Source organism: Flavobacterium sp. GNP001, assembly GCF_054343775.1.
In genome coordinates this window covers 2474078-2500835 of record NZ_JBTGUX010000001.1, presented here as the reverse complement: position 1 = coordinate 2500835, position 26758 = coordinate 2474078, and the positions used below count along the sequence as shown (strand labels likewise).

At 35.4% G+C, this 26758-nt stretch carries 21 protein-coding genes; 3 read left to right on the top strand and 18 right to left on the bottom strand.

All coding sequences use genetic code 11. The annotated features are described in order from the left end of the window. Nucleotides 1–339 precede the first annotated feature (339 nt). From ACXX8U_RS10700 to ACXX8U_RS10690, 3 genes are all read right to left on the bottom strand, one after another. Nucleotides 340–2208 (bottom strand): peptidase U32 family protein, encoded by a 1869-nt coding sequence (locus tag ACXX8U_RS10700; RefSeq protein WP_458565833.1) that lies wholly within the window; start codon nucleotides 2206–2208, stop codon nucleotides 340–342. Between the two features lie 259 nt (nucleotides 2209–2467). Beyond that, on the bottom strand, nucleotides 2468–3655 hold the full coding sequence (locus tag ACXX8U_RS10695) for a pyridoxal phosphate-dependent aminotransferase (protein ID WP_210787815.1): 1188 nt from the start codon (nucleotides 3653–3655) through the stop codon (nucleotides 2468–2470). Nucleotides 3656–3701: 46 nt separating this feature from the next. Beyond that, nucleotides 3702–4799: a fatty acid desaturase family protein gene (locus tag ACXX8U_RS10690; RefSeq protein WP_458565832.1), complete on the bottom strand. Its 1098-nt coding sequence runs from the start codon at nucleotides 4797–4799 to the stop codon at nucleotides 3702–3704. A gap of 106 nt (nucleotides 4800–4905) precedes the next feature. Here ACXX8U_RS10690 and rsmG point away from each other — a divergent pair, with 106 nt between their 5' ends. Both rsmG and ACXX8U_RS10680 read left to right on the top strand, forming a co-directional pair. Further along, on the top strand, nucleotides 4906–5535 hold the full coding sequence (gene rsmG, locus ACXX8U_RS10685) for a 16S rRNA (guanine(527)-N(7))-methyltransferase RsmG (protein WP_458565831.1): 630 nt from the start codon (nucleotides 4906–4908) through the stop codon (nucleotides 5533–5535). Nucleotides 5536–5585: 50 nt separating this feature from the next. After that, nucleotides 5586–6158, top strand: coding sequence for a PH domain-containing protein (locus ACXX8U_RS10680; RefSeq protein WP_458565830.1), 573 nt, complete (start codon nucleotides 5586–5588; stop codon nucleotides 6156–6158). 100 nt (nucleotides 6159–6258) lie between these two features. Here the strand turns inward: ACXX8U_RS10680 and pruA are convergent, their stop codons facing one another. The 3 genes from pruA to ACXX8U_RS10665 form a co-directional block, all read right to left on the bottom strand. Then, a complete protein-coding gene (pruA, locus tag ACXX8U_RS10675; protein ID WP_458565829.1) occupies nucleotides 6259–7887 on the bottom strand; it encodes an L-glutamate gamma-semialdehyde dehydrogenase in 1629 nt (542 codons plus the stop codon). Nucleotides 7888–8174: 287 nt separating this feature from the next. Beyond that, a complete protein-coding gene (apaG, locus tag ACXX8U_RS10670; RefSeq protein ID WP_166133241.1) occupies nucleotides 8175–8561 on the bottom strand; it encodes a Co2+/Mg2+ efflux facilitator ApaG/CorD in 387 nt (128 codons plus the stop codon). 81 nt (nucleotides 8562–8642) lie between these two features. Continuing rightward, on the bottom strand, nucleotides 8643–9908 hold the full coding sequence (locus tag ACXX8U_RS10665) for a type IX secretion system plug protein (RefSeq protein ID WP_458565828.1): 1266 nt from the start codon (nucleotides 9906–9908) through the stop codon (nucleotides 8643–8645). A gap of 170 nt (nucleotides 9909–10078) precedes the next feature. Here ACXX8U_RS10665 and ACXX8U_RS10660 point away from each other — a divergent pair, with 170 nt between their 5' ends. Then, nucleotides 10079–12889 (top strand): M16 family metallopeptidase, encoded by a 2811-nt coding sequence (locus tag ACXX8U_RS10660; protein ID WP_458565827.1) that lies wholly within the window; start codon nucleotides 10079–10081, stop codon nucleotides 12887–12889. A 53-nt stretch (nucleotides 12890–12942) separates the two neighbouring features. Here the strand turns inward: ACXX8U_RS10660 and ACXX8U_RS10655 are convergent, their stop codons facing one another. The 12 genes from ACXX8U_RS10655 to gpmI all read right to left on the bottom strand — a co-directional run bounded on the left by ACXX8U_RS10655 (nucleotide 12943) and on the right by gpmI (nucleotide 26748). After that, the gene (locus ACXX8U_RS10655; RefSeq protein WP_458565826.1) at nucleotides 12943–15849 is read right to left on the bottom strand and encodes a DEAD/DEAH box helicase; all 2907 of its coding nucleotides are present in this window, start codon (nucleotides 15847–15849) and stop codon (nucleotides 12943–12945) included. 114 nt (nucleotides 15850–15963) lie between these two features. Continuing rightward, the gene (locus ACXX8U_RS10650; protein ID WP_458565825.1) at nucleotides 15964–16728 is read right to left on the bottom strand and encodes a methyltransferase domain-containing protein; all 765 of its coding nucleotides are present in this window, start codon (nucleotides 16726–16728) and stop codon (nucleotides 15964–15966) included. 49 nt (nucleotides 16729–16777) lie between these two features. After that, nucleotides 16778–17191 (bottom strand): GxxExxY protein, encoded by a 414-nt coding sequence (locus ACXX8U_RS10645; protein ID WP_458565824.1) that lies wholly within the window; start codon nucleotides 17189–17191, stop codon nucleotides 16778–16780. A gap of 67 nt (nucleotides 17192–17258) precedes the next feature. Then, on the bottom strand, nucleotides 17259–18077 hold the full coding sequence (gene map, locus ACXX8U_RS10640; protein ID WP_458565823.1) for a type I methionyl aminopeptidase: 819 nt from the start codon (nucleotides 18075–18077) through the stop codon (nucleotides 17259–17261). A gap of 43 nt (nucleotides 18078–18120) precedes the next feature. Continuing rightward, nucleotides 18121–19509, bottom strand: coding sequence for a TolC family protein (locus ACXX8U_RS10635; protein WP_458565822.1), 1389 nt, complete (start codon nucleotides 19507–19509; stop codon nucleotides 18121–18123). Continuing rightward, on the bottom strand, nucleotides 19509–20855 hold the full coding sequence (locus ACXX8U_RS10630; protein ID WP_458565821.1) for an HlyD family secretion protein: 1347 nt from the start codon (nucleotides 20853–20855) through the stop codon (nucleotides 19509–19511). The genes ACXX8U_RS10635 and ACXX8U_RS10630 overlap by 1 nt, the downstream gene beginning before the upstream one ends. Before the next feature lie 2 nt (nucleotides 20856–20857). Next, nucleotides 20858–22525: a peptidase domain-containing ABC transporter gene (locus ACXX8U_RS10625; protein ID WP_458565820.1), complete on the bottom strand. Its 1668-nt coding sequence runs from the start codon at nucleotides 22523–22525 to the stop codon at nucleotides 20858–20860. A gap of 6 nt (nucleotides 22526–22531) precedes the next feature. Next, the gene (locus ACXX8U_RS10620; RefSeq protein ID WP_458565819.1) at nucleotides 22532–23203 is read right to left on the bottom strand and encodes a TetR/AcrR family transcriptional regulator; all 672 of its coding nucleotides are present in this window, start codon (nucleotides 23201–23203) and stop codon (nucleotides 22532–22534) included. Between the two features lie 39 nt (nucleotides 23204–23242). Then, on the bottom strand, nucleotides 23243–23875 hold the full coding sequence (locus tag ACXX8U_RS10615; protein ID WP_458565818.1) for a leucine-rich repeat domain-containing protein: 633 nt from the start codon (nucleotides 23873–23875) through the stop codon (nucleotides 23243–23245). Nucleotides 23876–24031: 156 nt separating this feature from the next. Beyond that, nucleotides 24032–24808: a DUF2490 domain-containing protein gene (locus tag ACXX8U_RS10610; RefSeq protein ID WP_458565817.1), complete on the bottom strand. Its 777-nt coding sequence runs from the start codon at nucleotides 24806–24808 to the stop codon at nucleotides 24032–24034. Nucleotides 24809–25069: 261 nt separating this feature from the next. Then, nucleotides 25070–25234, bottom strand: a complete 165-nt coding sequence (locus tag ACXX8U_RS10605; protein WP_458565816.1) for a hypothetical protein — start codon at nucleotides 25232–25234, stop codon at nucleotides 25070–25072. Continuing rightward, entirely contained in the window at nucleotides 25231–26748 is a 1518-nt protein-coding gene (gene gpmI / locus ACXX8U_RS10600; RefSeq protein WP_458565815.1) for a 2,3-bisphosphoglycerate-independent phosphoglycerate mutase, read from the bottom strand. The genes ACXX8U_RS10605 and gpmI overlap by 4 nt, the downstream gene beginning before the upstream one ends. Nucleotides 26749–26758: the final 10 nt, after the last annotated feature.

Genomic DNA, 26758 nt, shown 5'->3' with positions numbered 1-26758 from the left:
GTTGTTGTGAGATGTTAGAATAGTAAAAGTAACTAAAAATGTTTTTAACCGCAAAGTCCGCGAGGATTTACGCGAAGATCGCAAAGCTTTGTATTGAATTAAAAAAGGTTCACAAAGACTTTTATTTAAAATCTCTGTGAGCGTTGCGTAAGCTTTGTGCCCTTTGTGTTTAAGTTTTAATCGCGAGGGAAGTAACTAAAAATGTTTTTAACCGCAAAGTCTGCGAGGATTTACGCGAAGATCGCAAAGCTTTGTGTTGAATTAAAAAAGGTTCGCAAAGACCTTCTGAAAAAATCTTTGCGAACCTTGCGTAAGCTTTGCGCCCTTTGCGGTTAAACTTTAATGAAAATGATCTTCTTCAATTTCGAATTCAGCGTCTTTTTCCCAAATCTCCATTTCGCACGGTTTGCAATTGAATTTGAGTTTGTATTCTAGTTCGCCCTGTTTCAATACCAAAGGTTCTTTTACCTTCTTGTCCATATTTTCACGATGGTATTTTGGGCAACGTTCTAATTCGTATTTAATACAATATTTCGTGGTCATCACACGTGATTTTCCAGGATCCCATTGCAATTCAAAGGCTTTTTCGATTTCGGTTACGCCGTGACGTTCGTAGAATTTACGTGCCAGTTTGTTCGAAACATTGTACATAAAATCCAATTTGGTCTCTGGATATGGATGCGATGTTTTAACCAATTGGTGTTCCTCAACTTTGTAATTAGCCAAACGAATTTCCGACAGTTGTTCGTAAACTGTTCGTCGCATTTCGTTGATTTTGGATATCGGTAAGAACCAATTTTCAGAAAATGCAATTGTAATTTCATCAGCTGTGTAAGGCGTGAAACCCGTTTTGGCTAAGTTAATTTTGAAGTTTTCTTCAATCGACTCGTTGTTCTTGGTTCTTTCTTTTGGGTGTGCCAATTGAACCTTGCTCACATTACCATCTTCGTCAGTAGCTTTTAATTCAAAGCCATTTTCGGTTTCGGTTAGGTGCAAAGTGGTACTTATTTTACGAACCGCACTGTCTTCACGTTCTACTATTTTGATAAAAGCTGCGTCGTTGTTACGGTATATAAAAGTGCCTTCTTTTAGTTCTTTTAATACATTTGGGTAAGCCAAGCCGTTTTCGACTTTGTTTACATAAATTCCATCAGCCTCGTTGTTCTCATTTATGTAACACAAACCGTCGCCGTTGTTGAGTAATTCGCCGTTTTCTATTTCATAAGCGTTACCCACAGTACGAATTAGTTTCCCGATGTATTGCCCTTTTGATTTTGGACTTTCCCAAGAACCGATAGATTGATGTCTTTCGTTTACAAAATAATCGGTGTATCCACGATTGAAACTTTTGTTCAAAGCAGACTCAAAAGTGTAGGTACATTTTCCAGAAGAAGCTTTAGTGTACTTTTCATTCCCTTCCAAGAAAGCATCTAATTTTTGACGTAAATACGAAACGTTATTTTTTACATAAACGATATCTTTTAAACGTCCTTCGATTTTAAAGGACATCACGCCAGCTTCAACAAGATTTGGAATTTGATCCGAAACATCAAAATCTTTAATAGAAAGTAAGTGACTGTTTTTGATTAAAGTCTCGCCATTCCCATCGATTAAGTTGTAAGGTAAACGACAGTTTTGGGCGCATGAACCACGGTTTGCAGAGCGTTCGCCATTGGCCACACTCATATAACAGTTTCCGCTGAACGACACACAAAGCGCACCAGTTACAAAGAATTCTAATTCAACATCAGCAGTATCTGCAATTTCTTTGATTTGGTGTAAATTCAATTCACGAGCCAAAACGACGCGTTTCATTCCGGCATCTTTCAAAAATTTAATTTTATGAGGATCGCGGTTGTTGGCCTGCGTACTCGCGTGCAGCACGATAGGTGGCAAGTCCATTTCCATGATGGCCATATCTTGTACAATTAAAGCATCAACTTTAATATCATACAATTGCCAAATCATCTGACGGCAAGTTTCTAGCTCGTTATCGTACAAGATCGTGTTGATAACCACAAAAACTTGTGCGTTAAAAAGGTGTGCGTACTTTACTAGCGCGGCCACGTCTTCGATAGAGTTGGTGGCATTTGAGCGGGCCCCAAATTGTGGAGCACCAATATATACAGCATCAGCACCTGCGTTAATGGCTGCCATACCGTGAATGAGGTCTTTGGCGGGTGCTAGGATTTCTATTTTCTTTTTCATCTTTGGGATGATAATGGGTTAATTGCTAAAACATTAGGTTTTTGGGCTTTCGCCGAAAAAAGTGTGCAAAGGTCTAATAAATTATTCAAGATTTCTAATTCAAAACCGTATTTTTTGGATTTTATCTTTTACCATCAGCTTATAAATGAAACAGAACAATTGATATTTAAAAATTTGCTCGCATTTGGCGTTGATTTTGGCTTTAAATAACAAAGCCTCTTGTTTGATCAAGAGGCTTTTAGGTATGTGTGTGAGGATATTAAACCGTTAATGCATTTTTGATTCGAGAAAGTGCTTCGGTTAAAAGGGCCTCGCTTGTGGCGTATGAAAAACGAATACAGTTAGGGTTTCCAAAAGCATCTCCGGTAACGGTAGCTACATTGGCTTGCGCCAAAAGATACATCGATACATCATTGGCGTCTTTAATTTCGGTTCCGTTTAATGTTTTTCCAAAAAATGAAGATACATCTGGGAACACATAAAAAGCACCTTCAGGAACATTGATTTTTACACCCGGAATTTCTTTTAACAATCCAACTACTAGGTCTCTGCGACTATGAAAAGCATTTACCATCTCTTTTAATACACTTGGGTCAGCGTCAAGAGCGGTAATTGTAGCGCGTTGTGCGATAGAATTAGCTCCAGAGGTAACTTGACCTTGAATTTTAGTACACGCTTTGGCAATAAATTCAGGTGCTCCAATGTACCCAATTCTCCATCCTGTCATGGCAAAAGCTTTGGCTACACCATTTACAGTGATAGTTCTTTCTAGCATTCCCGGGATGGATGCAATACTGCAAAAAGTTCCAGAAAAATTGATGTGCTCGTAAATTTCGTCAGCAACTACATAAATGTTTGGATATTTTTCTAAAACTGCTGCAAGCGCCGTTAATTCTTCGCGACTATATACCGATCCTGATGGGTTACATGGCGATGAAAACCACATCATTTTTGTTTTTGGTGTAATGGCAGCTTCTAATTGCGCAGGTGTGATTTTGAAATCGGTTTCTACAGATGTAGGAACTTCAACAGGAACTCCACCTGATAATTTTACAATTTCGAAATACGATACCCAATACGGCGCTGGTAAAATTACTTCGTCACCGTCATTCAACATTACTTGAGCAATGTTGTACAATGATTGTTTAGCTCCTGTAGAAACTACAATTTGAGTCGGTTTATATTCTAAATCATTATCTCTTTTAAACTTTCTGCAAATAGCCTCCTTTAGTTCTAAGTACCCTTCAACAGGTGAATATGTACTGTAGTTTTCGTCGATGGCGCGTTTTGCTGCTTCTTTGATGAAATCAGGAGTATTAAAATCAGGTTCACCAAGGCTAAGGCTAATAATGTCTTTTCCTTGTGCTTTTAATTCTCTGGCTAAAGCCGCCATGGCAAGGGTTTGCGAAGTTGATAAGTTGTTAATTCTATCGGATAATGGATTCATTAGTATATAGTTGTAGTTAGTTTTATTCTTTTGCTGCTATTGAGAATTAAGCAGTAATTGCTGGGTTTTGCCCCAATTCTTTCAAATGTTTGAAGTGAGCAATGACAGCGCTTCGCATTGTTTTGTATTCGTAATAAGGTAAATTGCACTCCTGCGCCGTTTCTTTTACAATTTTTGCAATTTTACCGTAGTGAATGTGACTGATATTCGGGAAAATGTGGTGCTCAATTTGATGATTCAAACCACCTGTGTACCAGTTTACAATGGCGTTTTTAGGTGCAAAATTAGTAGTGGTAAACAATTGGTGAATAGCCCAAGTATTGTCCATTTCGCCTAATTCGTTTGGTGTTGGATTTGTTGTTTCTTCCACAACATGCGCTAGTTGGAATACTACACTTAAAATCAAACCAGCAGTATAATGCATCACAAAAAAACCTATTAGAACTTTCCACCAAGTGATTCCAATTACAATTGGTAATGCAATCCAAATAGCAACATAAATAACTTTAGTAATAATTAAAGTAGTCCATAATATTTTTGGACTCTTAGCTTCTCCGTAAGATAATTTTCTTTTTAAATAGTTACGCATTTGCTTAAAATCGGTTGTGATTGCCCAATTGAACGTCAATAAACCATACAAGAAAATAGAGTAATACTGTTGAAAACGGTGAAAATTATACCATTTTGCTTCTTTCGTAAAACGGATTACACGACCAGCATCTAAATCTTCGTCATGACCAGGAATGTTTGTGTAGGTATGGTGTAACACATTGTGTTGCACTTGCCAATTGTACACGTTTCCAGCCAATACATATATGGTACCACCCATAAATTTATTGATCCATGATTTGTTCGAATAGGATCCGTGATTTCCATCATGCATTACATTCATTCCAACGCCGGCCATACCAATTCCCATGACGATTGTTAATAAAAGGTGTGCCCAAAATGGCATATCAAGTGTTAATATTAAGAAGTAAGGAGCAAGAAAAACAGTAAATAAAATGATGGTTTTTAAATACAGTTTCCAGTTTCCTGTTTTTTGAATGTTGTTTTCTTTAAAGTAGTTGTTAACCCGTGAGTTAAGTGTTCTAAAAAATTTCAAGCTATCTTGCTTAGCAAAAGTAGGCGCAGTGTTATTCATATAATTTTGATAAAGTTCAAAGGTAATTATTATAAATTTTTGGATATACAAAATTGGCATAAATATTTTAACTGTAAAGTATTACTTTTGTTAAAAAAAAGAAGAAATGGACGAGATTCTTAAGTGTTTTCCTAATTTGACACCAATTCAAATCGAACAGTTTCAAAAATTAGATGCGCTGTATCACGATTGGAACCAAAAAATAAATGTGATTTCTAGAAAAGATATTGATGCTTTGTATACCAAACATATTTTACACTCACTTGGTATTGCAAAAGTGATGACTTTTGAACCAGGGACTTACGTTTTAGATGTGGGAACGGGTGGTGGATTTCCGGGAATTCCATTGGCGATTCTTTTTCCTGAAACGCGTTTTTATTTAATTGATGTTATTGCCAAAAAAATAAAAGTAGTTCAAGCTGTTGCCGAAGGTTTAGAGTTGAAAAACGTAAAAGCAGAGCAAATGCGCGCTGAAAATGTAAAAGGTGATTTCGATTTTATCGTGAGTCGCGCCGTAACCAACATGCCTGATTTTGTTTCTTGGGTAAAAACAAAAATTAAAAAACAAAACAAACACGAATTGAAAAACGGAATCCTCTACCTAAAAGGAGGCGACTTAACCGAAGAATTAAAAGATTTCCCAAAGGCTACCGAGTACAACTTAGCAGATTATTTTGAAGATGAATTTTTTGAAACTAAAAAAGTAGTACACTTGCCGTTGAAGTTTCAATCATAGTACTAAGGTCTAGTATTTTAAAGTTTGTAATAAGTCGATGTTTTAAATAAATGAGAGAGAATGAAAATGTAATTATAGAAATAGATCCGTTTCGAGCTGTTCCTTTACGCTTAAATGATCTTGTTACTGTGCCTGCTTTTATACTAATAGGAATAACCATTCTGTTTTTATTGAAACCAGACCCAAGTAGTGTCGAAACGTATCAGCGATTGTATTACCTATTTATCCTTCCTCTAGTAATATTAATGACCTTGTTTTTAACATTGGGAAGGATTTTTAGGAGATGGTATGACGTAAAGTCATGGAAATACATTGTTACAAACCAGAGGATATTATTTCTTGACAAACAATTTAACAATGTGGTTAAAGCTTTTGAATTGGATAAAATAGAAATAGACTACACAGAAAATGTCTCAAATAATGGATATATAGTGATCAAGGTTTCTGAGCCAAAAATAGATGTTGATGCACTCGAAGTGATTGGATTTTTTTTTACGAGAAAAACCTATGGAGTTCCAATTTTTGAAAATAGTAATATAATCTATAATATTTCCAATGTCCATTTAGTATTTAAAAAAATTATTCAAATTCAAAAAGAACACAAACAAGCGCTTGATCGATAGTATGACATAAAAAAGCCGAATCTAAAACTTTAGATTCGGCTTTTTGGTATTTGCTAAAGTACTTGAAGGACTTTTGACTTTAAAACTTTATGACTAAAAACTACTCTCCTAAAAATGGGTATCTGTAATCAACTGGAGTTACAAAAGTTTCTTTGATAGTTCTTGCAGAAGTCCAACGCAATAAGTTTTGCATAGATCCTGCTTTATCATTTGTTCCTGATCCTCTTGCTCCACCAAACGGTTGCATTCCTACAATTGCTCCTGTTGGCTTATCATTGATGTAGAAGTTACCAGCAGCGTTTTGTAATTTTACTGTAGCTTCTTCAATAGCATAACGATCTTGACTGAAAACAGCTCCTGTCAAAGCATACTCTGATGTAGTGTCTACTAATTCTAGAGTTTCTGCCCATTTAGCATCTTCGTAAACATAAATAGTCACAACTGGTCCGAATAATTCGGTTTCCATTGTTGCGTATTTTGGATTGGTAGTTAAAATAACCGTTGGTTCAATAAAGTACCCTTTTGATTTATCATAATTCCCACCCATAATAACTTCTGCATCGCTATCAGCTTTAGCTTGGTCAATAGCTTTAGCCAATTTATCAAATGAACCTTCAGAGATTACCGCAGTGATAAAATTGCTCATATCTTGTGGTGATCCCATTTTCATTGATTTTAAATCAGCTTCTAGTTCAGCTTGTACAGCTGGCCATAAACTTTGCGGAATGTATACGCGTGAAGCAGCGCTACATTTTTGACCTTGGTATTCAAATGCGCCACGAGAAATTCCAGTACTTACTTGTTTTGAATGCGCAGAAGGGTGTGCAATAATGAAATCTTTACCACCAGTTTCACCCACAATACGCGGATAAGTTTTGTATTTGCTAATATTGGTACCAATTTTTGCCCAGATATCATTAAATACTCCTGTTGATCCTGTAAAGTGAACTCCAGCTAAATCACGGCTAGCCAATAAGGTTTCGGTGATCATTCCTGAATCGCCCATAACCATGTTGATAACACCATTTGGTAAACCTGCTTCTTTGAAAATTTGCATTAATAAGTTAGCAGAATACACTTGAGTAGCTGCAGGTTTCCAAACCACAACGTTACCCATTAAGGCAGCACTTGTAGGTAAGTTTCCGGCAATTGCTGTAAAGTTAAAAGGAGTAATAGCGTATACAAATCCTTCAAGAGGTCTGTATTCAACGCGGTTCCACATATCAGCAGTAGATTTTGGTTGCTCGTTGTAAATTTGTGTCATGTACTGTACGTTGAAACGTAAAAAGTCAATGAGTTCACAAGCGGCATCAATTTCTGCTTGGTATATTGTTTTTGACTGTGCGATCATTGTTGCGGCGTTGATCTTAGCTCTGTAAGGTCCAGCCAATAATTCTGCTGCTTTTAAGAAAATTCCAGCGCGCTGTTCCCAAGCCATATTAGCCCAAGCTTCTTTTGCTTGAAGTCCAGTGGCAATAGCGGCTTCAATATGTTTTTTTTCGGCTTGATGATACACACCAACCACATGCTGATGGTCGTGTGGTGCAGTCATGTTTTTTGTATCTCCAGTTCTTATTTCTTCGTTTCCGATATAAAGGGGTACGTCTACTGTGCTGTTCCACATTTCAGCGTATGCTGCAGAAACGGCTGCGCGTTCTGGCGAATTAGGGGCATAGCTTTTTACAGGTTCGTTGACCGCATTGGGTACGTGAAAAAATCCTTTTAACATATTGATGTTTTTATTGGGTTAAAAATAGTGTTGTATTGTTTTTTAAACTAAAAACAAAAGTACAAAGGTTTCTTTAAAGATTTATTATTTTTTGAACTTATGTGAAGCTTTTTGGTAAGAGTAATGTAGTTGTAGCCCTGATTGTAGAGGAAAGCTTTTTGAAGTGGAAAGCCACATTTTTAAGGACTAAAAAAGCGACTGCAAAAAGCTCTTTTTAGGACTATAAAAAAGGGCTTGACACAAAAAAACTTGTAGCGAAAAGCAGGATTAGCTCCTGATATTAGGATTTAGTTTAATGCAAATGGCGCACAAAGTCTAAAAGTAGGAACCATGACTTTGAAGTTTCGGGTGGTGGTAAAGTTAATCATGTTGAAATAGCCTTTCATAGCGCCATAAGGCGATGACAAGAGGCAACCAGAGCTATAAGTGTGCTGTTCTCCTGGTTTAAGGACTGGTTTTTTACCAATTACTCCCTCGCCATCGACAATTTCGAGGTCATTAAGCGAGTCAGAAATCTCCCAATGACGGGTAATAAGTTGAACAGAATCTTTACTGTGGTTTTCGATAGTAATTACGTAACTAAAAGCAAAGTGAATCTTGTAGTTTTTGAAGTAGGTGCCTTCAAAACTAGTTAATACTGAAATTTTTATGCCTCTTGTTATTTGAGAAACCATATTAAAAGGATGAATATGTGTTTATTATTGACAAATTTACAAAAAAAGGATGTTATTTTAATGGTTATTGCCAAAGTTTTTTTAATTGATGATATTTATTGAACTTGCATTTCCTTTTCCGATAACGCGGTCGTAACGGTCGATGGCTTCTCGGTAATATACTAGAATGGTATAGTCGTTTTCTGTTTCAAAGAAATTACCATCTATGGCGTTTTCATAATCGATATTTCCTTTAGAGTCTGCAATGGTGTACTGAAAATTAGTAAACCCTTGTTTGATTAAAATGGCTTTTTCGTAAATGGCTTTTTCAGGATTGTAATCCATTTTATTTTCATCTGTAAGGGCGTAATTGTTGAACATTCCTGTCACGTAAATGTTTTTGTTGAGTCTAAAAGTAGGTGCAGATACGCTAAAATGTACCCAAACATAATCGGCTTCGATTTCGTTTTTTTGCGCGTTGAGGTTGTTCACCACAAATCCGCCGTTGACATCTTGCATGAAAGTGTAAGGTGTGTTGGCTCGTGCGGCACTAGTGTACAAATACGCGCTATAAATATCTGTTTTGGCATTGATTCTTGCTACATTATTTGTTGCAGATCGAATGTCTTTGTTTTCAAAAAACAGAAATTCGTTTCCGGCCCAGAATTGTGTTTCGGTATCGTATTTATAAATCAAATCGTTTCCGATAGTGTATTGTGGAACTATGTTTTGAATTGCTGTGTGCCATTGTCCGTTTTGTAGCAAGACTACTTTAACATTTTTAAGCGGATTTTGAAATGTAAGGCTGTTGCTTTTTACGCTAAAATCTAAGTTGTGTTTGCTGCCTAGAGTGTTCACGGTACGTGCTCTTTTTACTTGAATGGGTACTGTGGCTAGATCTTCGTATAAAATGAATTTTCTACTAAACACTACATCGCGGTTTTCGTCTAAAATTTTAAGGATGTAGTTGCCGCTTATTTTGAGCTGTTGCGTAAATTGATTAGGAATGGACAACTTGTAATGCGAATACAGTTGCAGGGCATTAAAGGAGTTACTGTAATCTTGAATGCGTTGGTTATCGAATCCTTGTAAGTATTCTATTTTTGGAATGGGAGAGGGTTCCCATTTAAAATTGCAGTGAACAATTTCGTAATAATAGTTTGCTTCGTTGCCGTATAAGTCGTCAAATTCCAATTGAAAACCTTCGCCAAGCTGAAAAATAGGCACTTTGTTTTGATCGTTTTGTACAAAAGCAACTGTTTTAATGTGAAAAGGCGGCGGGATCTCTTTTTCAACTTGTGCAAAAAGCGTAAAGTTGCCAAATAAAATTAGAGATAGGATGGAATATATGAGTCGGATCTTTGACATTTTTTGTAAATGAGTTCAAGATTTAAAGGTACAAAAAAACGTAAAATAGGAAAGATTTATTTTGATTGCTTCTTAATTGTGTTTTCGTGTGTAAATTCTGTTAATTATTTTTAAAAATAGTAATAAAGTAGAAAAATACTCGTTAGTTTTACAGCAAACAAAATAAACATATGAAAAAAATCAACCATTTATTAGTAGGAATTTTTATTATTCCTGCTGCGCTTTTTGCGCAAAAACTAGATTATAACGCTGCCATTCCGCTCGATCCAAGTGTCAAGACAGGTGTTTTACCGAACGGCTTAACGTATTACATCAAGAAAAATGCCAAACCAGAAAAGAAAGTAGATCTTCGATTAGTAGTTAACGCAGGTTCTATTCTCGAGGAAAATGATCAGCAAGGACTAGCACATTTCATGGAACACATGTGTTTTAATGGAACGAAGCGTTTTCCTAAAAACCAATTAGTAGATTACCTTCAAAGTATTGGAGTTAAGTTTGGTCAACATTTAAATGCATATACTAGTTTTGATGAAACTGTATATTTTTTACCAATTCCATCAGATGATCCTGAAAAACTTGAAAAAGGATTCCAAATCATTGAGGACTGGGCGTTCAATACGGTTTTGACACCAGAAGAAATTGATAAAGAAAGAGGCGTAGTCTTAGAAGAATATCGTTTAGGTCTTGGTGCTGGAAAAAGAATGATGGGTCGATATCTTCCTAAAATGATGCACGATTCAAAATACGCCACTCGTTTGCCAATTGGTCAAAAAGAGGTGTTAGAAAAGTTCAAACATCAGTCTTTAATTAATTTTTACAAAGATTGGTACCGTCCTAACTTGATGAGTGTTATTGTGGTAGGTGATATTGATGTAGCTGAAATGGAGAAAAAAATTGTTTCTCACTTCTCTGCTTACAAAAATCCTGCAAATGAAAAACCAAGAAAAGTATTTGAAGTTCCTAATCACAAAGAAACTTTTGTAGCTGTAGAAAGTGACAAAGAAGCCTCAAGTACTCAAGTACAATTGTTGTACAAAGATTATGCTGCACCTAAGAAAATGGTAAATCTAGGTGATTTTAAAAATTATATGATCGAGAATTTGTTTGCAACGCTTTTAAATACACGTTTAGATGAGTTGACTAATTCTTCGACACCACCTTTTACTTACGGCTATTCGTACTATGGTGGTACTTTTGCCAGAACTAAAAAAGGATATCAATCTATTGCCATGTCATCAGAAGATAAGCAATTGAGTGCCTTGAAAACATTGGTGACAGAAAATGAGCGTGCTAAGAAATTTGGATTCACACAAGGAGAATTAGACCGTGCTAAGTCTGAATTCATGGCCTCTATTGAAAAAGCATACAATGATAGAAGTAAAACGAATTCAGAAAATTTTGTAGGCGAGCTTCAAGCAAATTTCTTAGAAAAAGAGCCAGCTCCGGGTATTGAATGGACTTTTCAAACCTTCAAGCAAATCTTACCGTTGATCGAGCTAGCAGATGTTAATGGCTTAATTAAAGAGTACGTTAAAGAGGATAACCGAGTTATTATTTTAACGGGTCCTGAAAAAGAAGGCTTGAAAAAAGTTACAGAGCAAGAAGTATTAGCTGCCATAAAAGTAAATACTGACGAATTAAAACCTTACGAAGATGCTGCAGTAGCTACTAGCTTGCTTAGAAAAGAGGTAAAAGCAGGAACGGTAGTAAGCAGAAGTAGTAATGAAAAATTGGGTACAAAAACTTTAGTTCTTTCTAATGGTGCTAAAGTGACTTACAAAAACACCGATTTTAAAAACGACGAAGTGCTTTTTGAGGCAGTAAGTTTAGGAGGGTCTAATTTGTACTCAAATGAGGAGATGAAAAAAGTTCAGTTTGCCAATGGAGCACTTGCTGAAGCTGGTTTCTCTGGATTAAAATTGAATGACATCAACAAATTCATGACAGGTAAAATTGCAAGAGTGAATCCTTACATTGGAGGTACTAGCGAAGGACTTAGAGGTACATCAACTCCTAAAGACTTAGAGTATTTAATGCAAATGACGCATGCTTATTTTACAGATTTAAATTTTGACCAAGAAGCTTTTGAAGGATTCAAACAAAAACAATCAAGCTTTTTCAAAAACATGGCTTCTACGCCACAGAATTACTTTCAACAAGAATTTTATACCTATTTGAACCAGAATAATCCACGCTTTTTTGGAATCATGCCTACTGATAAATCATGGGCAGATACCGATTATAAATTGGCTTACGAAAAGTACAAAGAGCGTTTTGCTAATGCTGCTGATTTTGAATTTTTCTTCGTAGGAAATGTTGATGATGCAACAATCGAAGCTATGGCTACTAAATATATTGCTTCATTACCAGCGAATGATAAAAAAGAAAAAGCAGTAGATCTAGGTTACCGATTGCTGAAAGGCGACTTGAAAAAAGTAGTAAATAAAGGTGCAGATCCAAAGAGTAACGTGACCATCATGTTTTATGGAGATGCTAAATATTCTGCTAAAGATGCTATGAGTATGCAAGCGCTAGGTGAAGTACTTACTATCAAACTGGTAGAGCAATTACGTGAAAATGAAAGTGGTGTTTATGGTGTAAATGCTAGAGGAAGTATGAACAAAATGCCTTACGGATCGTATACTTTCTCAATAGGTTTCCCTTGCGGACCAGAAAATGCTGAGAAGTTGACTGCATCAGCCTTGAAAGAACTTCAAAATATTATTGACAAAGGACCAGATGAAAAAGATGTAGCTAAATTCAAAGAAGGTGAATTAGCCGATTTTAGAAAAGATAGTAAAGAAAACCGTTTTTGGTTGTCTAACTTAACAAGATCGTATTTAAATGCATCTAATCCTGAGGATGTTTTGAAAATGGAAGAAATGGTAAATGCTGTTACTGCCAAAGATATTCAGAACATCGCCAAACAATATCTTACTAAGGATAAAGTGATCGGTATTTTGATGCCAGAGAAAAAATAATTTTTTTAGTCTTAAAACTAAAACCTGCTATTTCATTGAAGTAGCAGGTTTTTTTATGCTAATATAAAATCTAAATTTTCTTCAATTTCAGGGCTGATATGGTTTTCATCAAGCAGTGCATCCGAAAGCAGTTTTTTGTTTTCTTGTAAACGAATGATTTTTTCCTCAACGGTATTCTTGGTAATGAATCGTACGACATTTACTTTATTCAACTGTCCAATACGATGCGCGCGACCAATTCCTTGCTTTTCGGCAAAGGGATTCCACCACGGATCTAAAAATAAGACATACGAAGCTTTGGTAATATTTAGTCCTACGCCACCCGCTTTTAGGGAAATGAAAAACAATTTTGAGCGCTCTTGTTCCTGGAATTTCTGAACTTGATACGCTCGTTCATTTTGCGGCGTTGCGCCTGTTAATTCACAAAAATCAATTTTGTTTTCGATGCTCCATTTTTTATAAAATTCCAAATTCGACACAAACGAACTGAACACTATCGTTTTTTGATTGGATTGTACCAAAGTTTCTAAATAACGCGTTACCGCAATATATTTTCCTGAATCAAGTTCTGATTTTTTATCAATCATTTTAGGATGATTACTCAATTGTCTTAAGCGCATCAACGTATTGATAATATTGATTTTGTCAATACCAGAACCATCGGTTTTTAAAAGTGCATTTCTCGCTTTCGACTTTTCTTCTTCGTATAGTTTTTCTTGTTCGGGTTCCATATCACAATAGAAAACTTGCTCAGAAAGTTCCGGTAAGTCTTTTAAAACTTGTTCTTTGGTTCGACGCAAAATAAACGGACTGACTAGGTTTTTGAGTTCCAACAGACTGTTTTCATCTTGTTTTTTCTCAATGGGAATTTTGTAATGCTCCGCAAAAAATGCGTAACTCCCCAAGATATTTGGATTGATGAATTGCATTTGTGACCACAAATCGTCTAATGAGTTTTCTATTGGCGTACCACTCAACGAAATTTTATGGATTGTTTTTATTTGATTGATCGCTTGAAAAATTTTCGAGTTTTTATTTTTGATGTATTGACTTTCGTCCAAAATCAAATACCGAAATTGATACTTTTCTAAAATGGAAAGATCTCTCGCCACCACCGCATAACTCGTAAAGATCAAGTCGTATTTTTCTAATTTTTTAGAAATTAGTTTACGCTCTTGTCCCACATATTGAATTCTCCTGAAATGAGGCGTAAATTTTCTAGCTTCGTTGTACCAGTTGAACACCAAAGAGGAGGGAAGCACAATCAAGGCTTTTAGGTACTCTTTGGCAACAGTAATTTCATTACCAAACAAATCGAGTTGAATGTTTTCGGCTTTTTCAAAATCTAATTTTTCTTGTACCGCGACCAGTGTTGATAGGGTTTGCAATGTTTTTCCCAATCCCATATCATCGGCCAAGCAAGCGCCTAAACCATTGTTGTTATGTTCTAAAAGCCATTGTACGCCTTCTATTTGGTACGGTCGTAACGTTGCTTTAACCAAAGGCGAAGGTTGGTATTGAACGGTTTCTTTTACATGCAAGGTCTGTTTTAATTGCGGAATTTCTTCAAAAACGGCAAAATTACTTTTGAGCACTGCCATAGTTCCGTTGTTGATTTTAGCCAGTTTGGCCATGGCTCCGTAGCTTGTCATCCATTCAATCGGAATTAAAAAATAATGCCCGTTTGGTAAAAGAAACAATCGGTTTTGGCTCTTTATATTCGGAATTAAGTCGCTGAAATTGAATTCAAAATCATCACACACCACAGTCATTTTAATATCAAACCAATCGTTTTGTATGGTGTTGGAGAATGTAATGGTGACTGTATTATTATCAATATTTTTTCCGTCGATTTTGAGATTCTCTAACGAAAAACCCAATGACTCTAATTTCACGCGATTTTCTAATGCCCATTGCACACAAGCATAAGTGTCTTTTTGTTCTGTTTTTTGCAAAAGTCCAAAAAGCTGATTTTCTTGTTTGCCAAGACCAAGTGTTTGCAGAGATTCCGTAAATTGATCCTCAGCTTGACTGCGCTTGTATTGGATTAATTTTATGTTCTCTAAGTCATTTAAATCAATTTCCGTATAAGTGTTTTTGGTTTTAGTAGCATCAAAAACGTATCCATCATAATCAAAAGAAAGACTTATGAAATAGGTGTTTTTAAAAAAATCATGCACCAATTGAAGGTTGCAAGAACGAATGCTGGTTTGGGTGATCACCTCAAATCCCGTAGCGCTGATATCTACTTTTTGGGCAATGTCTTTAATGAATTTTTCAAAATAGTCTGGAACTAGTTTTGAAGGAATTCCGACTGTTTTTTTATTTAAAAAAGGGGTGATTTTTTTGGAATTGATGCTGTTTAATGCATACAATTTGTGATGTGCCACCAACCATCCCGGTTCATCTAACAACAATGTTACTGTTGTGTCCGAAGGATAAAAAGTGAGGTCTCTTTCCTTTAGTTTTAAGGTGTATGAAATTCCGTTTTCGTGTTTATCAAAATGCAGTTCAGTTTCTAAAGCTGGATTTTGAGTGCCAATACGACTGATGCGAAAATCTTTTTCTTTACCTAATTGAAACGAAAGCGGAAAATCATGTTCGCGAACTAAAGCATAAAAGGACGCTAATTGCAGTTGTATGAATTGTGTAATTCCGAATTTTAATTTCTCGTCTTGCAACAAGTCTTCAATCTTTTTGGCAGCTTTACTTTTCGTACGGTATTTTTTAAACAAGACTTCTGGTTGCAAGCTTTCGCAAATGCTAAGTGTTTTTTGCGTTGCAAGTGGGAGTTGTTTTGTCTCAACGCCCATACTCTGCAGCACTTCTGAACTTGCTTTTTTTTCTAAATACGTGATGGTATCGCAATGTCCGACCACATAGACAGTAGGAATGTAGCAATTAAGTTTAGCTTCAAAACTAAGATCAAAGCAAAACTGGAAATGATTTTCGGCTTGCAAAAGTAAAACGTATTTTGATTGTTAAGTTATAAAGACACAGATTCCACAAATTCACACAGATAATTTTGTGCAAATTTGTGGAATCTGTGTTGGATTTTAGTCTGTTTGAAAAAATTATTTAAAACAAACCGGTATAATTTCGCCTTTGGCTAAACAGTATTTTTCAACGAGTTCATGAGCAATTTTACTGGTGTAATCTTCTTCAACAACTGTAAAACCGATACTTCTTAACTTGTCAAAATAATCACGACCGTAAATGCGCACGTGGTCGTATTGTCCAAATATTTTGGCACGTTCTTTTTGGTCGGTAATGGTATCATCTGCAAACGTTACCTCTCTTTTTAAGTCCTGTGGAATTTGTAAAATGGCCATTCCGCCGGGTTTCAATACGCGGTACAATTCCTGCATGGCTTTGGTGTCGTCTGGAATGTGTTCCAAAACGTGGTTGCACAAAATCACATCGTATTGATTGTCCCCAAAAGGCAAATTACAAATATCTGCTTTCACATCTGCTAATGGAGAAAACAAATCGGTAGTAGTGTAATCAAGGTTCTTTTGCTTACGAAACAATTTATAAAAAGCCTGCTCGGGTGCAAAATGCAAAACTTTTTTTGGAGCTGTGAAAAAATCGGTTTGCTCGTTGAGGTACAACCACAATAAACGGTGTCTCTCTAAAGAAAGCGTACTTGGCGAAAGCACATTGTTACGCTGCGTTTCGTATCCATACGGCAACATCGATTTGAAACTTTTGCCATCAATTGGATCAGTAAATTGGTCCCCTTTTAAGGTAAAAGCAATGATTGGTCTAGCGATATAACTCAAGCGAATTAATAACGGACGTGGAATGGTATTGAGTACGGTTTTGAAAAGTCTTTTCATGATTTATGACACGGAGATTAACAAAGAAATCGCAGAGGTTCGCAAAGTTTTACAATTCTCTAGCGGTGTTTATGAATCGTTTAATATTGTTTTTTAAAATTTTTGAATTATAATTGATTAGTAATCCTAGTGGATACTGTCCCAGTTTCAAATAGGTTATAATTTGAGCAAAATGTACCGAAGTAAAACTTTCAACAGTTTTCAATTCTACGACTAATTTGTCTTCAATTAATAAATCAATTCTATAGCCATGATCAATTTTTATTTCTTTGTAAATAATTGGCAGCATTACTTCTTTTTCAACTTTCAAACCTGCTTTTTTTATTTCATAAAATAAACATTGTTGGTAAGCTGATTCTAATAGACCAGGCCCTAATTGTCTATGAACTTCAATTGCTAATCCTATTATTTTGTATGAAAGTGATTCTAAATCAGCAGGAATTTTTGATAGCTCTTCTTGCATTTGTTTACCAGTGTTGAATAGAAATTTGTGAATCTCTGCGATTTCTTTGTGAATCTTCGTGAAATAATTAAATCACCAAAGGCACTTTTCTAAACTCATCTTCTTCGTTACTAACAATCCCCAAAGCTTTGTACACGTAGGCGAAAGTAGAGAGCAATTCTGGTTTTCCATCGATGATTGCTACATCATGCTCGAAATGAGCTGATGGTTTTCCGTCGGCAGTGGTAATTGTCCAACCGTCTTTGTGTTGTTTGATGTTACGCGTTCCCATGTTAATCATTGGTTCAATGGCAACAACCATTCCTTCTACCAATAATTTACCGCGTCCTTTTTTACCATAATTTGGCATTTCTGGATCTTCGTGCATTTTTTGGCCAAGACCGTGTCCTACTAATTCTCGAACCACACCATAACCGTGCGCTTCGTTGTATTTTTGAATGGCATTACCCACATCTTCTACACGATTGCCCGCACGAAGTTCGCGTATACCTACATATAAAGATTCTTTGGTAACCTGTAAAAGCTTTTTAGTTTCAGGTGCTACTTCTCCAATTTCAAATGAGTAGGCGTGATCACCATGGTAACCGTTTTTAAAAGCACCACAATCTACTGAAATGACATCGCCGCTTTTTAAAGGAGTATTATTTGGAATTCCGTGAACCACTTGAGAGTTAGGGCTCATGCACAATGAATTTGGGAAACCATACAAGCCAAGGAAACTAGGTACAGCGCCATGATCACGAATGAAGGCTTCTGCTAATTTGTCTAGGTATAAAGTAGTTACACCTTCTTTGATTTCAGAGGCTATCATTCCTAATGTTTTAGAAACGATTAGGGCACTTTCGCGCATTAATTCAATTTCTTCAAGAGTTTTTTGAATAATCATATTTTCGAATTTTCAGTTCGCAAAAGTACAATTTTAAAATTATTTAATCCGGATTGGCCATAATTTTAAAAAGTTCGGAGTTAGAAATGAAAAAACGGTTTTCTATTGCAATTTTAGAGAGTTGCGCCGTAACTAGATTATTTTCACGAGTGTTGATTAAAAACAAGGAACTTTCACCAAATGAAAAAAGTCGCTCTTCTGATTTTAGCATTGTTAAATTATCATTCACCAAGCCTTTTATCAACTCTTTCTGTTTTAACAGTGATTCTATTTCCGTTTTTTGAGCGTTGATTTTATTGGTTAATTGTACTCTTTCAAGATTTAATTCAAATTCAGTTTCTTGAATTTTGAACTTGGCTATTTTAAGACTACCACGCTCTTTGCGAAGAAATAGCGGAAAGTAAAAGTTGAGGCCAATTTTGTAATCTTCAAAGCGGTAATTATCAATGTAACTTGGCTCCGAAAGATAACTATAGCCTACATCTATCTTAGGAAGAAGCATATTGGCTTTTAAATTTTTGTCAACATTCAACATTCCAATCTTACTTTCAAGGGCGTTAATCTTTGGGTGATTGGTAATTGAAAAGTCCTGGTTCACCAAGTCATTAGTTCGTAAACTCTCTTGAATGGTGAATTCTAATTGTGCCTCTGGAATTAATTCCTCAGCAAGTTCAAGCGGAATATTGTTTTCTAACCATAAAAAGTTAGACAACTCTAGTTTTGCTTTTGTAAGTTTCAATTGAGAGTCTTCTAAACTCAGCGCTCTGTTTTTTACAATAATACCAGCCTCTACGCTATCAATTGCAGGTTTGTCTCCTTGAACAATTAAGGATTTAATTCCTTTAAATCGGATTTGAGCATTCTCATTATACTCTTTATATAAAACAACTTCGTTAAAGTTTTTTTTCCAGTTGAAGTACGCAATCGAAGCATCGTACAATACGGCAATCGCTTGTAGTTTTTGTTCAGCGGCACTCAATTGCAATTGCATTTTTGCTTTGCGCACATCGGCCATTCGTTGATTAATCAGTAATCCTTGACCCAAAGGCACCGTGATTCCCAGTGAAGTGAGTCCTTGATTAGGTACTGTATTTTCGGGATTGAGGTAAATACCTTCGTTGTTATCAAAACCAGCTTTAATCTCTATACCGTACCAAGTTGGAATTTTAAAACTACTGTTTAAAATGGAATAATACTCGCTGTCTTTGAATTGTTTTTTGCTAAAATCGACTTCTATTTTTGGATCAAAACCACCTCGTGCCATCATTAAGTTGGCTTGCGCTCTACTGATTTCAAGATTAGCATTTTTTACTAACGGATGGTATTTTTTTACATAACCTAAGAATTCAGTGTATGTGAATTCTTTTGAAACAGTAGTTTGTGCGGATAATGTGATACTAAAAAATAAAAACGCTACTAGTATTTGTTTCATTACTTTTTATCTTTTGTAGGCTGTGCAGCAGGTTTGTAATAATTTGGTGGAAATCCGTTGAGTGTTCTCCAGATTTCAAACCATACGGGAACATTGTTTAACAACGCAAGTGTTTGTGCACCTGCACCTATGCTTAGTTGTTTAGGCCATTTGTGATCATTTTCGTCAGGAGCAATTAAAACTCGGTATTTTCCGTTTGGACTAATGAAATTTTCGATAGCTACAATTTTTCCACCAAAAGTTCCGTAGGACATATTAGGCCAACCTGAGAAAACGATTGTTGGCCATCCATCAAACCATACACGAACTTTTTCGCCTTTGCTTAAAAGGGGTAAATCTATAGGATTCACATACGTTTCTACAGCAATATCATATTTGGCAGGCATGATTGTAGCAATAGGTGTACCTTCTTTAATTGTTTCACCAATCCCTGATTGCAAAGCCCTGTTTACGTAACCGTTTTGAGACGCTTTGATGTAGTACATTCCGTTTCTAATACTGTAGCTAGCGTACTGATTTTGTAGTTTGTTTACTTGAGCATCAGTGTCAAATTGATTGCTTAAGGCTGTAAATTTATCACTAGTTGCTTTCGAAACTTTTTCTGCGTATTCAGCTCCAATTCGGTTAATTTCAACTTTGGTATTGATCAACTCGTTTTTGCTGGTTAGCAATTTGTTTTCCTGAGTAATGATTTTAGCTTCAACCTCTTGTAATTTAAGTCGTTTTTCTTCGATATCAGTTAAAGGTTTTAATCCTTCTTTGTTCAGTTCAACAGTTCGATTGTATTGTGTAGTTGCAATTTTAAGTTGTGTTCGCACTGCAACTAAATCGATACTATCACTTTTTATTTTCAGCAAAGCTTGTTTAATTTTATTATCTGCTTGCTGAAGCTTTAAAACCTTTTCGCGTTCAATTGCCTCTATTTGACCTTCTAAAGTGGTTACTTTTGATTCGTATGAAAGTAAGGATTGTTTCTTTGCATTCATTTGGTTCGCGGTATTTTGTACCAAGTTCGGGTCCATGTATTCTTCTTTAATCTCTGAGATAAAAAGAATGGTATCGCCTTTTTTTACATAATCCCCTTCTTGTACGTACCATTTTTCCAGTCGTCCTGAAATCACACTCTGAATAGATAATGGTCGTTGATTAGGTTTAAGAGTGGTCACACTACCGCTTCCAGATATGTTTTGTGTCCAAGGTAAAAACAAGGCAATAACCCCAATTATAGATACTCCGCCAATTATTTTGTTTAGAATTTTATAATGTGGCCTATTAACTAAATTTTTTACAGTAGTAAAGCGTTCTAATGAAGGCAGCTTGGAGGAGTTTTCAGATATGTTTAGCATGTCTAAATATTTTTTGAATCAAGTTGTATGATGCCATTTTGCATGGTTATTCTTCGAGTACATTTTGTTTTCCAATACGGATTTTTAGAGGAAACAATGATGGTCCATTTGTGTGAATCTGCAGTTATAAAATCAATAATTTCGTTAGCCACTTTTTCATCCATAACATCAGTTGGATCTTCATAAAACAAAATTTTTGGCTTGTGAATAATGCTTCGTGCCAAAAGTAACTTTTGAGCATTAGATGAAGAAAGTTGCTTGCCTTCTGGAAAAATTGGTGTTTCAAGACCTTTTGGTAAAGCTTTGATAAAACCGGATAATTGAACGCCATCAATTGCCCATTTCAAATCCTCACTAGTAATACTTGGATCGTTGAATGTTATGTTTTCTAACAAAGTTCCTTCGAAAGGAGTTTCGCCCGAAATGATAGTACCAATTTGTGAGCGGTATTGTTTTAAATTGATTTTCTTAAAAGTGTCGTCGTTAATGTAAAAAGCACCAGAAGTTGGTTGAAGTAAACCTGAAAGGATTCGGATAAGTGTCGTTTTTCCTGATCCGTTAGCGCCATCAATGACTATTTTTTCACCTTGTTCAATTTTGATCGATAAAGATTGTAAAATTTCAATTGGAGAGTCAGGGAATTTAAAGCTTAAATTTTCGGTTTCTAATGCTATCCTGTTGTAGCAGGTATCGCTATCAAACCCAATTTCTTCCTCCAGATTTAAGTCAGTGACCTGTCCTATTTTTTCAACTGAAGTTAGTACATCATAAAAAGTTTCTAAACCTAAAATGATTTTTTCAACCGAATTAATAACCAAAAGGATAATAATTTCTGCAGCAACAAATTGACCAATGTTCATTTGTTGTGATAAAACTAAGAAACCACCAATTGATAATAAACTGGCCGTGATTATTACTTTAAACAGAATCAATTGCGTGAATTGTCTTTGGATAACTTTAAAGTGTTTTTCGCGGTAATTTAAGTAATCAGATACAATCGTGTTATTTTTTTGAAGCCCGAAATTGTAATTCAAATCATTTTTAAAACTAAAGCTATTACGCGCCATTTCTTGCAACCAACCTGCAACTTTATATTTGAATTTTGATTCTTTTAAACTCGTTTCAAGACCTGAATTGTAGGAGAATTTAAAAATAAAGTACAAAAGCATAAAAAGCAAAAGACCAAATACGATGAAGTAGGGGTGGTAAAGTGAGAGTAAAATGATTCCAAAAGCGATTTGTAATAATGCTGCTGAAAAATCAATTAATAATTTAGAGGTTCCTTTTTGAATGGTTAAAGTATCAAAAAAACGATTGGCTAACTCAGGCGGATAGGTGTTGTATAGTTCTTCTGTTTTTATTTTAGGAAGTCGCGCGCCAAAATCAAAAGACGAGCGTACAAATATTTTTTGTTGTAAATTCTCGGTGATTCGCAATTGCATTAAAGACAAAATTCCAACAAGTGCTACTCCAAAAACGACTAAAACAATCAAAACAATCCAAGAAGCACTTACGCGACCTGATTGTATAAAGTTAGTAATGGCTTGAATTCCTAATGGTAACGATAAGCTAATTAAACCTGCAAAAATGGCGTAGAAAAATATTTGGTAAACATCTTTTTTATCTAACGAAAGTAAGTTGTAAAATCTACGTAACGGTGTTTTTTTCATAGTTGTTTATATTGCAATTTTTTCTACTAAATCAAGGTAAAAATCAGTTGGCGATACTGTTTCATTACAATTAGTAATTGTTTTTAAATGGTCTTTTAAAAAGTGTTGGTGTAAGGCACCTTCTACGATTGATGATGCTAAGCTTTTTGCGAAAGGGTAAGATGGATTTACTTGTGCAATTATATCAATCAATCGGTTGATCACTCGTTTATAAATCAGGAAAAAGCCTTCCTTGTTTTCCTCATCTACTTCCTTTGTTAAAAGTGTTTTAGTGAATTCAGCAATAATTATTTTGTTTAAAACAGACTCATTAATATGTGCTGTAGTAGAGTCATCTTCAATTTTTTCCGTAACTATGCTGACAGCTATTTTTAATTTTTCAAGGGGATTTTTAATATTATTAGTGGCAAAAACCAACCTGTATTCTATCCAGCCCCAATACCATGAAGATAGATACAGCATTAATTTATGCTTACTTTCGAAATAACGGTAAATAGAACTTTCATTGGAACCTATTATTTCTCCTAATTTTTTAAAAGTAAAATTCTCGAAACCAATTTGATCAATCAATATGATGCTATTTTCAATAATTTTTTTGCCCAAAGCGGATGTTTCGGGATTTTTTACATAAAGTTTATCGTTGACCGAAATAATAATGTTTGTTAGAATGGAATCCATTTTGAAGTACTGTTACTTTTATTATTGAGTTTTGGTGAATTAAAAATTGATTTTAAAGCCAAAATTGGTGTCTTTCATATCCTGTAATTCGACTTTTATTTTATTGCCTTTCAAGTCGAGGTATTTAAGATGATCAAGCGTTTTGATTACGGGAATGGTTTGCAGCTGATTGTTTCCTAAATACAAATTTTCAAGCATTTTAAAATTTAAAATTTCATCTGGAAATTGCGTTAATTTGTCATCTTCGAGATGCAGCGATTTTAAGTTGGGGAGTTTAGCTAAGATGGATAATGTTTTTGGCAAATTCATCTTTTTCTCGTCATTCAATATGATTTCCTCTAAATTCGATAACTGCGAAAAATCAGAAGGTAGAACATTAAAATCATTTCCACTTAGGTCAAGTTTTTTAAGCGATTTTAGTTTTAAAATACTAGCAGGGATTTCCTTTAAATGGTCGTCTCTTAAAGATAAATATTCTAAGTTGGTAAATTTTGACCAATCAATAGTATTGAATTTAAGTTTTTGATTACTCAAATTCAAATTAATAATTTGTTCAGGATGTTGCAGCGCCTCCTCAAGATTGGTGTATTCCTTGTTTGATTCGGTTTTGATTTGTGGAAAAATTGAGGAATTGTAAATACAAAGAAACGCGAGCAAAAGTACTTTTTTCATTTTTCAACTATTTACGGTTTTTACAAAGGTATCAAGAAGGTTAATAGTAACACTATCAATATGGTGTTTTTAACTTTAATTTAATAATCGAGTATGTAGCGTTTTAAAAATTTCAAGTGGCTGCTTGCGCAATTCATGGCTTGCAGCCCTTGAGATTTACTTTTTTGTGGCATCAATATTTATAATGGTGTTCACTATGAAACCATTGTTGTTTTGAAAAACATTGCGTTGCTCTATTTCTCGGCCTAATTGGACGGTTTGGTTCAAGTAGCCAGCCTCTAAACGAAGTTGATTGTTGAACTTGTATCCTAACAAAAGTCCTAACCTGTTTTGATCAAATATATTTTCATTTACATTCTTCCCAAAACCAATTAAGATTTCATTATACGCAGCAAGGTAAGGTGTATGGTCTGCAATACTGGTTCCTTTTAATGGCACTTGTACGCGAAGCATATAGCGCAAGCGATGCAATAACAAATAATCGTCTTCACGTTCTAATGCAGCATTGGTGTAGCGGCCTACAAAACGTTGCTCCAGCATAAAGCGATGCGAAATATCTACGAGCGCAAGTTTATCTGTTAATGTAGCCATTTGAAAAATGCGATGCTCGGTAAAGTCCTTACCAAAACCATTGATTGGGAAATCTCCGTAGGGTTGTGTCTCTATCCAAGCGTAACCTAATCTGAGTTGTAATTTTGGATTTGCTTGATAATTGAGACCCACACGCAATAATCCTTGTAATGGGTCTTGAATGTAGTTGTCACGACGCCACTGATATTCAGAGTGAATACTGTATTTATCACTAATTTTCACAGTACCAAAATAGCCTAGCCAGCCTACTTGGTTGCTATCAGTAATACGGGTATTTTGCGAAAAAGTCCTGCTGCCTACTAGAGACAACAGGGCTAAAAAAAGAATGGCGTTTTTTTTCATTATTTTTTAAGTTGTGGCAAGTTATGCAAAGTTTCTGGTAAAAACTCTACTTTTCCGGTATGAATATTTTTCATACTATTAAAATATTAGTTTCACATTTATAATTTGATGCAAATGCATTTAAAAATAATAGTATCACTATTGATAATAACTATTTAACTTTTATTTGTGTATTGATTAATCTCAATTACGATAGTTCTATGAATAAAAAAAGGAGCTGTTCAAAATTACTTTTGACAACTCCTAGATTTTTATTTATTGTTAGTTATAGTGGGACTTACCGTTTTTACCAGGAGCGCCATTTTTACCTTTCTCGGTTCCTATTGCATTTGAACCATCTTGTCCCCGTGTACCATTCTGGCCTGTTCCTAATGAGCTGCAACTATATAAAGAGATAGCTAACAGCGCAATGATGTACTTTTTCATAGTAGAGAGTTACAAGTCATTACTGCAGGTTTTTCAATTCCCATTAACTCTAAAATAGTTGGTGCAATGTCACCTAAAACTCCGTCGTGAACGTTTCTTATTTCTTTGTCTACCAATAAAAATGGAACCAGATTTGTGGTGTGTGCTGTATTTGGGCTGCCATCAGGGTTAATCATTGTTTCGCAATTTCCATGATCAGCAATTACAAGTGTGGTATAGTTGTGCGCAAGGGCGGTTGTAATGACTTTTTCTACACATTTATCAACTGCTTCACAGGCTTGAATAGCCGCGCTCATGATTCCGGTATGTCCTACCATATCACCATTAGCAAAGTTCAAACACACAAAATCGACCTCCTCTTTTTCTAACTCAGGAATCAATGCTTCAGTTAAATCATAAGCACTCATCTCGGGCTGTAAATCGTAAGTAGCTACTTTTGGCGAGTTTTTTAAAATTCGGCTTTCGCCGATAAATGGCTGCTCTCTACCGCCCGAAAAGAAAAAGGTTACGTGTGGGTATTTTTCTGTTTCTGCAATTCGAATTTGTTTTTTGTTGGCTCTTTCAAGTACTTCACCTAGCGTTTCGGTGATATTGTCTTTGTTATAAACTACTTTTACGTTTTGATATGTTTCATCGTAATTGGTCAACGTAACATAATACAAGTTTAGTTTGTGCATGTTTTGTTCGTGACAATCCATTTGGCATAAAACCTCTGTAAGCTCGCGTCCTCTATCAGTTCTAAAATTAAAAAACACTACCACATCATCCTCTTCAATTAATGCAAGCGGTTGATTATATTCATTAACCATTACAATCGGATTGATGAATTCATCAGTAATATTTTCGTCATAACTAGCTTCTATAGATGCTACTGCATCATTCGATGGGATTCCAACACCATTTACCAATAAATTGTAAGCTAGTTTTACCCGTTCCCAGCGTCTGTCTCGGTCCATTGCGTAATATCGACCAATCACCGAAGCAATTTTTACATTGGTAGGAGCAATATAATCTTGAAGATCTTGAATATAATTTTTTCCTGATTTAGGATCAACATCGCGTCCGTCAGTAAAAGCGTGTACATAAACGTTCTCCAGTCCGTATTCTTGTGTGGCATCAATCAGTCCGCGCAAATGCGAGGTGTGTGAGTGCACTCCTCCATCAGATACAAGACCTAAAAAATGTACTTTTTTGTTATTTATTTTAGCATAGGTGAAGGCATCAATAAGCACTTGCTCTTTTGCAAGCGTACCGTGTGCTACCGCCAAATTAATTTTTGCTAAATCTTGGTAAACAATTCGTCCTGCGCCAAGATTCATATGACCTACTTCGCTATTGCCCATTTGTCCTTCTGGTAGGCCAACATTCAATCCATCGGTGCGCAATTGTGCACTAGGATAGTTCACATACAAACGATTTATAAACGGAACATGCGCGTTGTCAATTGCAGATACTTTCGGGTCAGGTGATTTTCCCCAACCGTCCAAAATCATTAAAATTACTTTCTTATTCATTAGTTTTAGT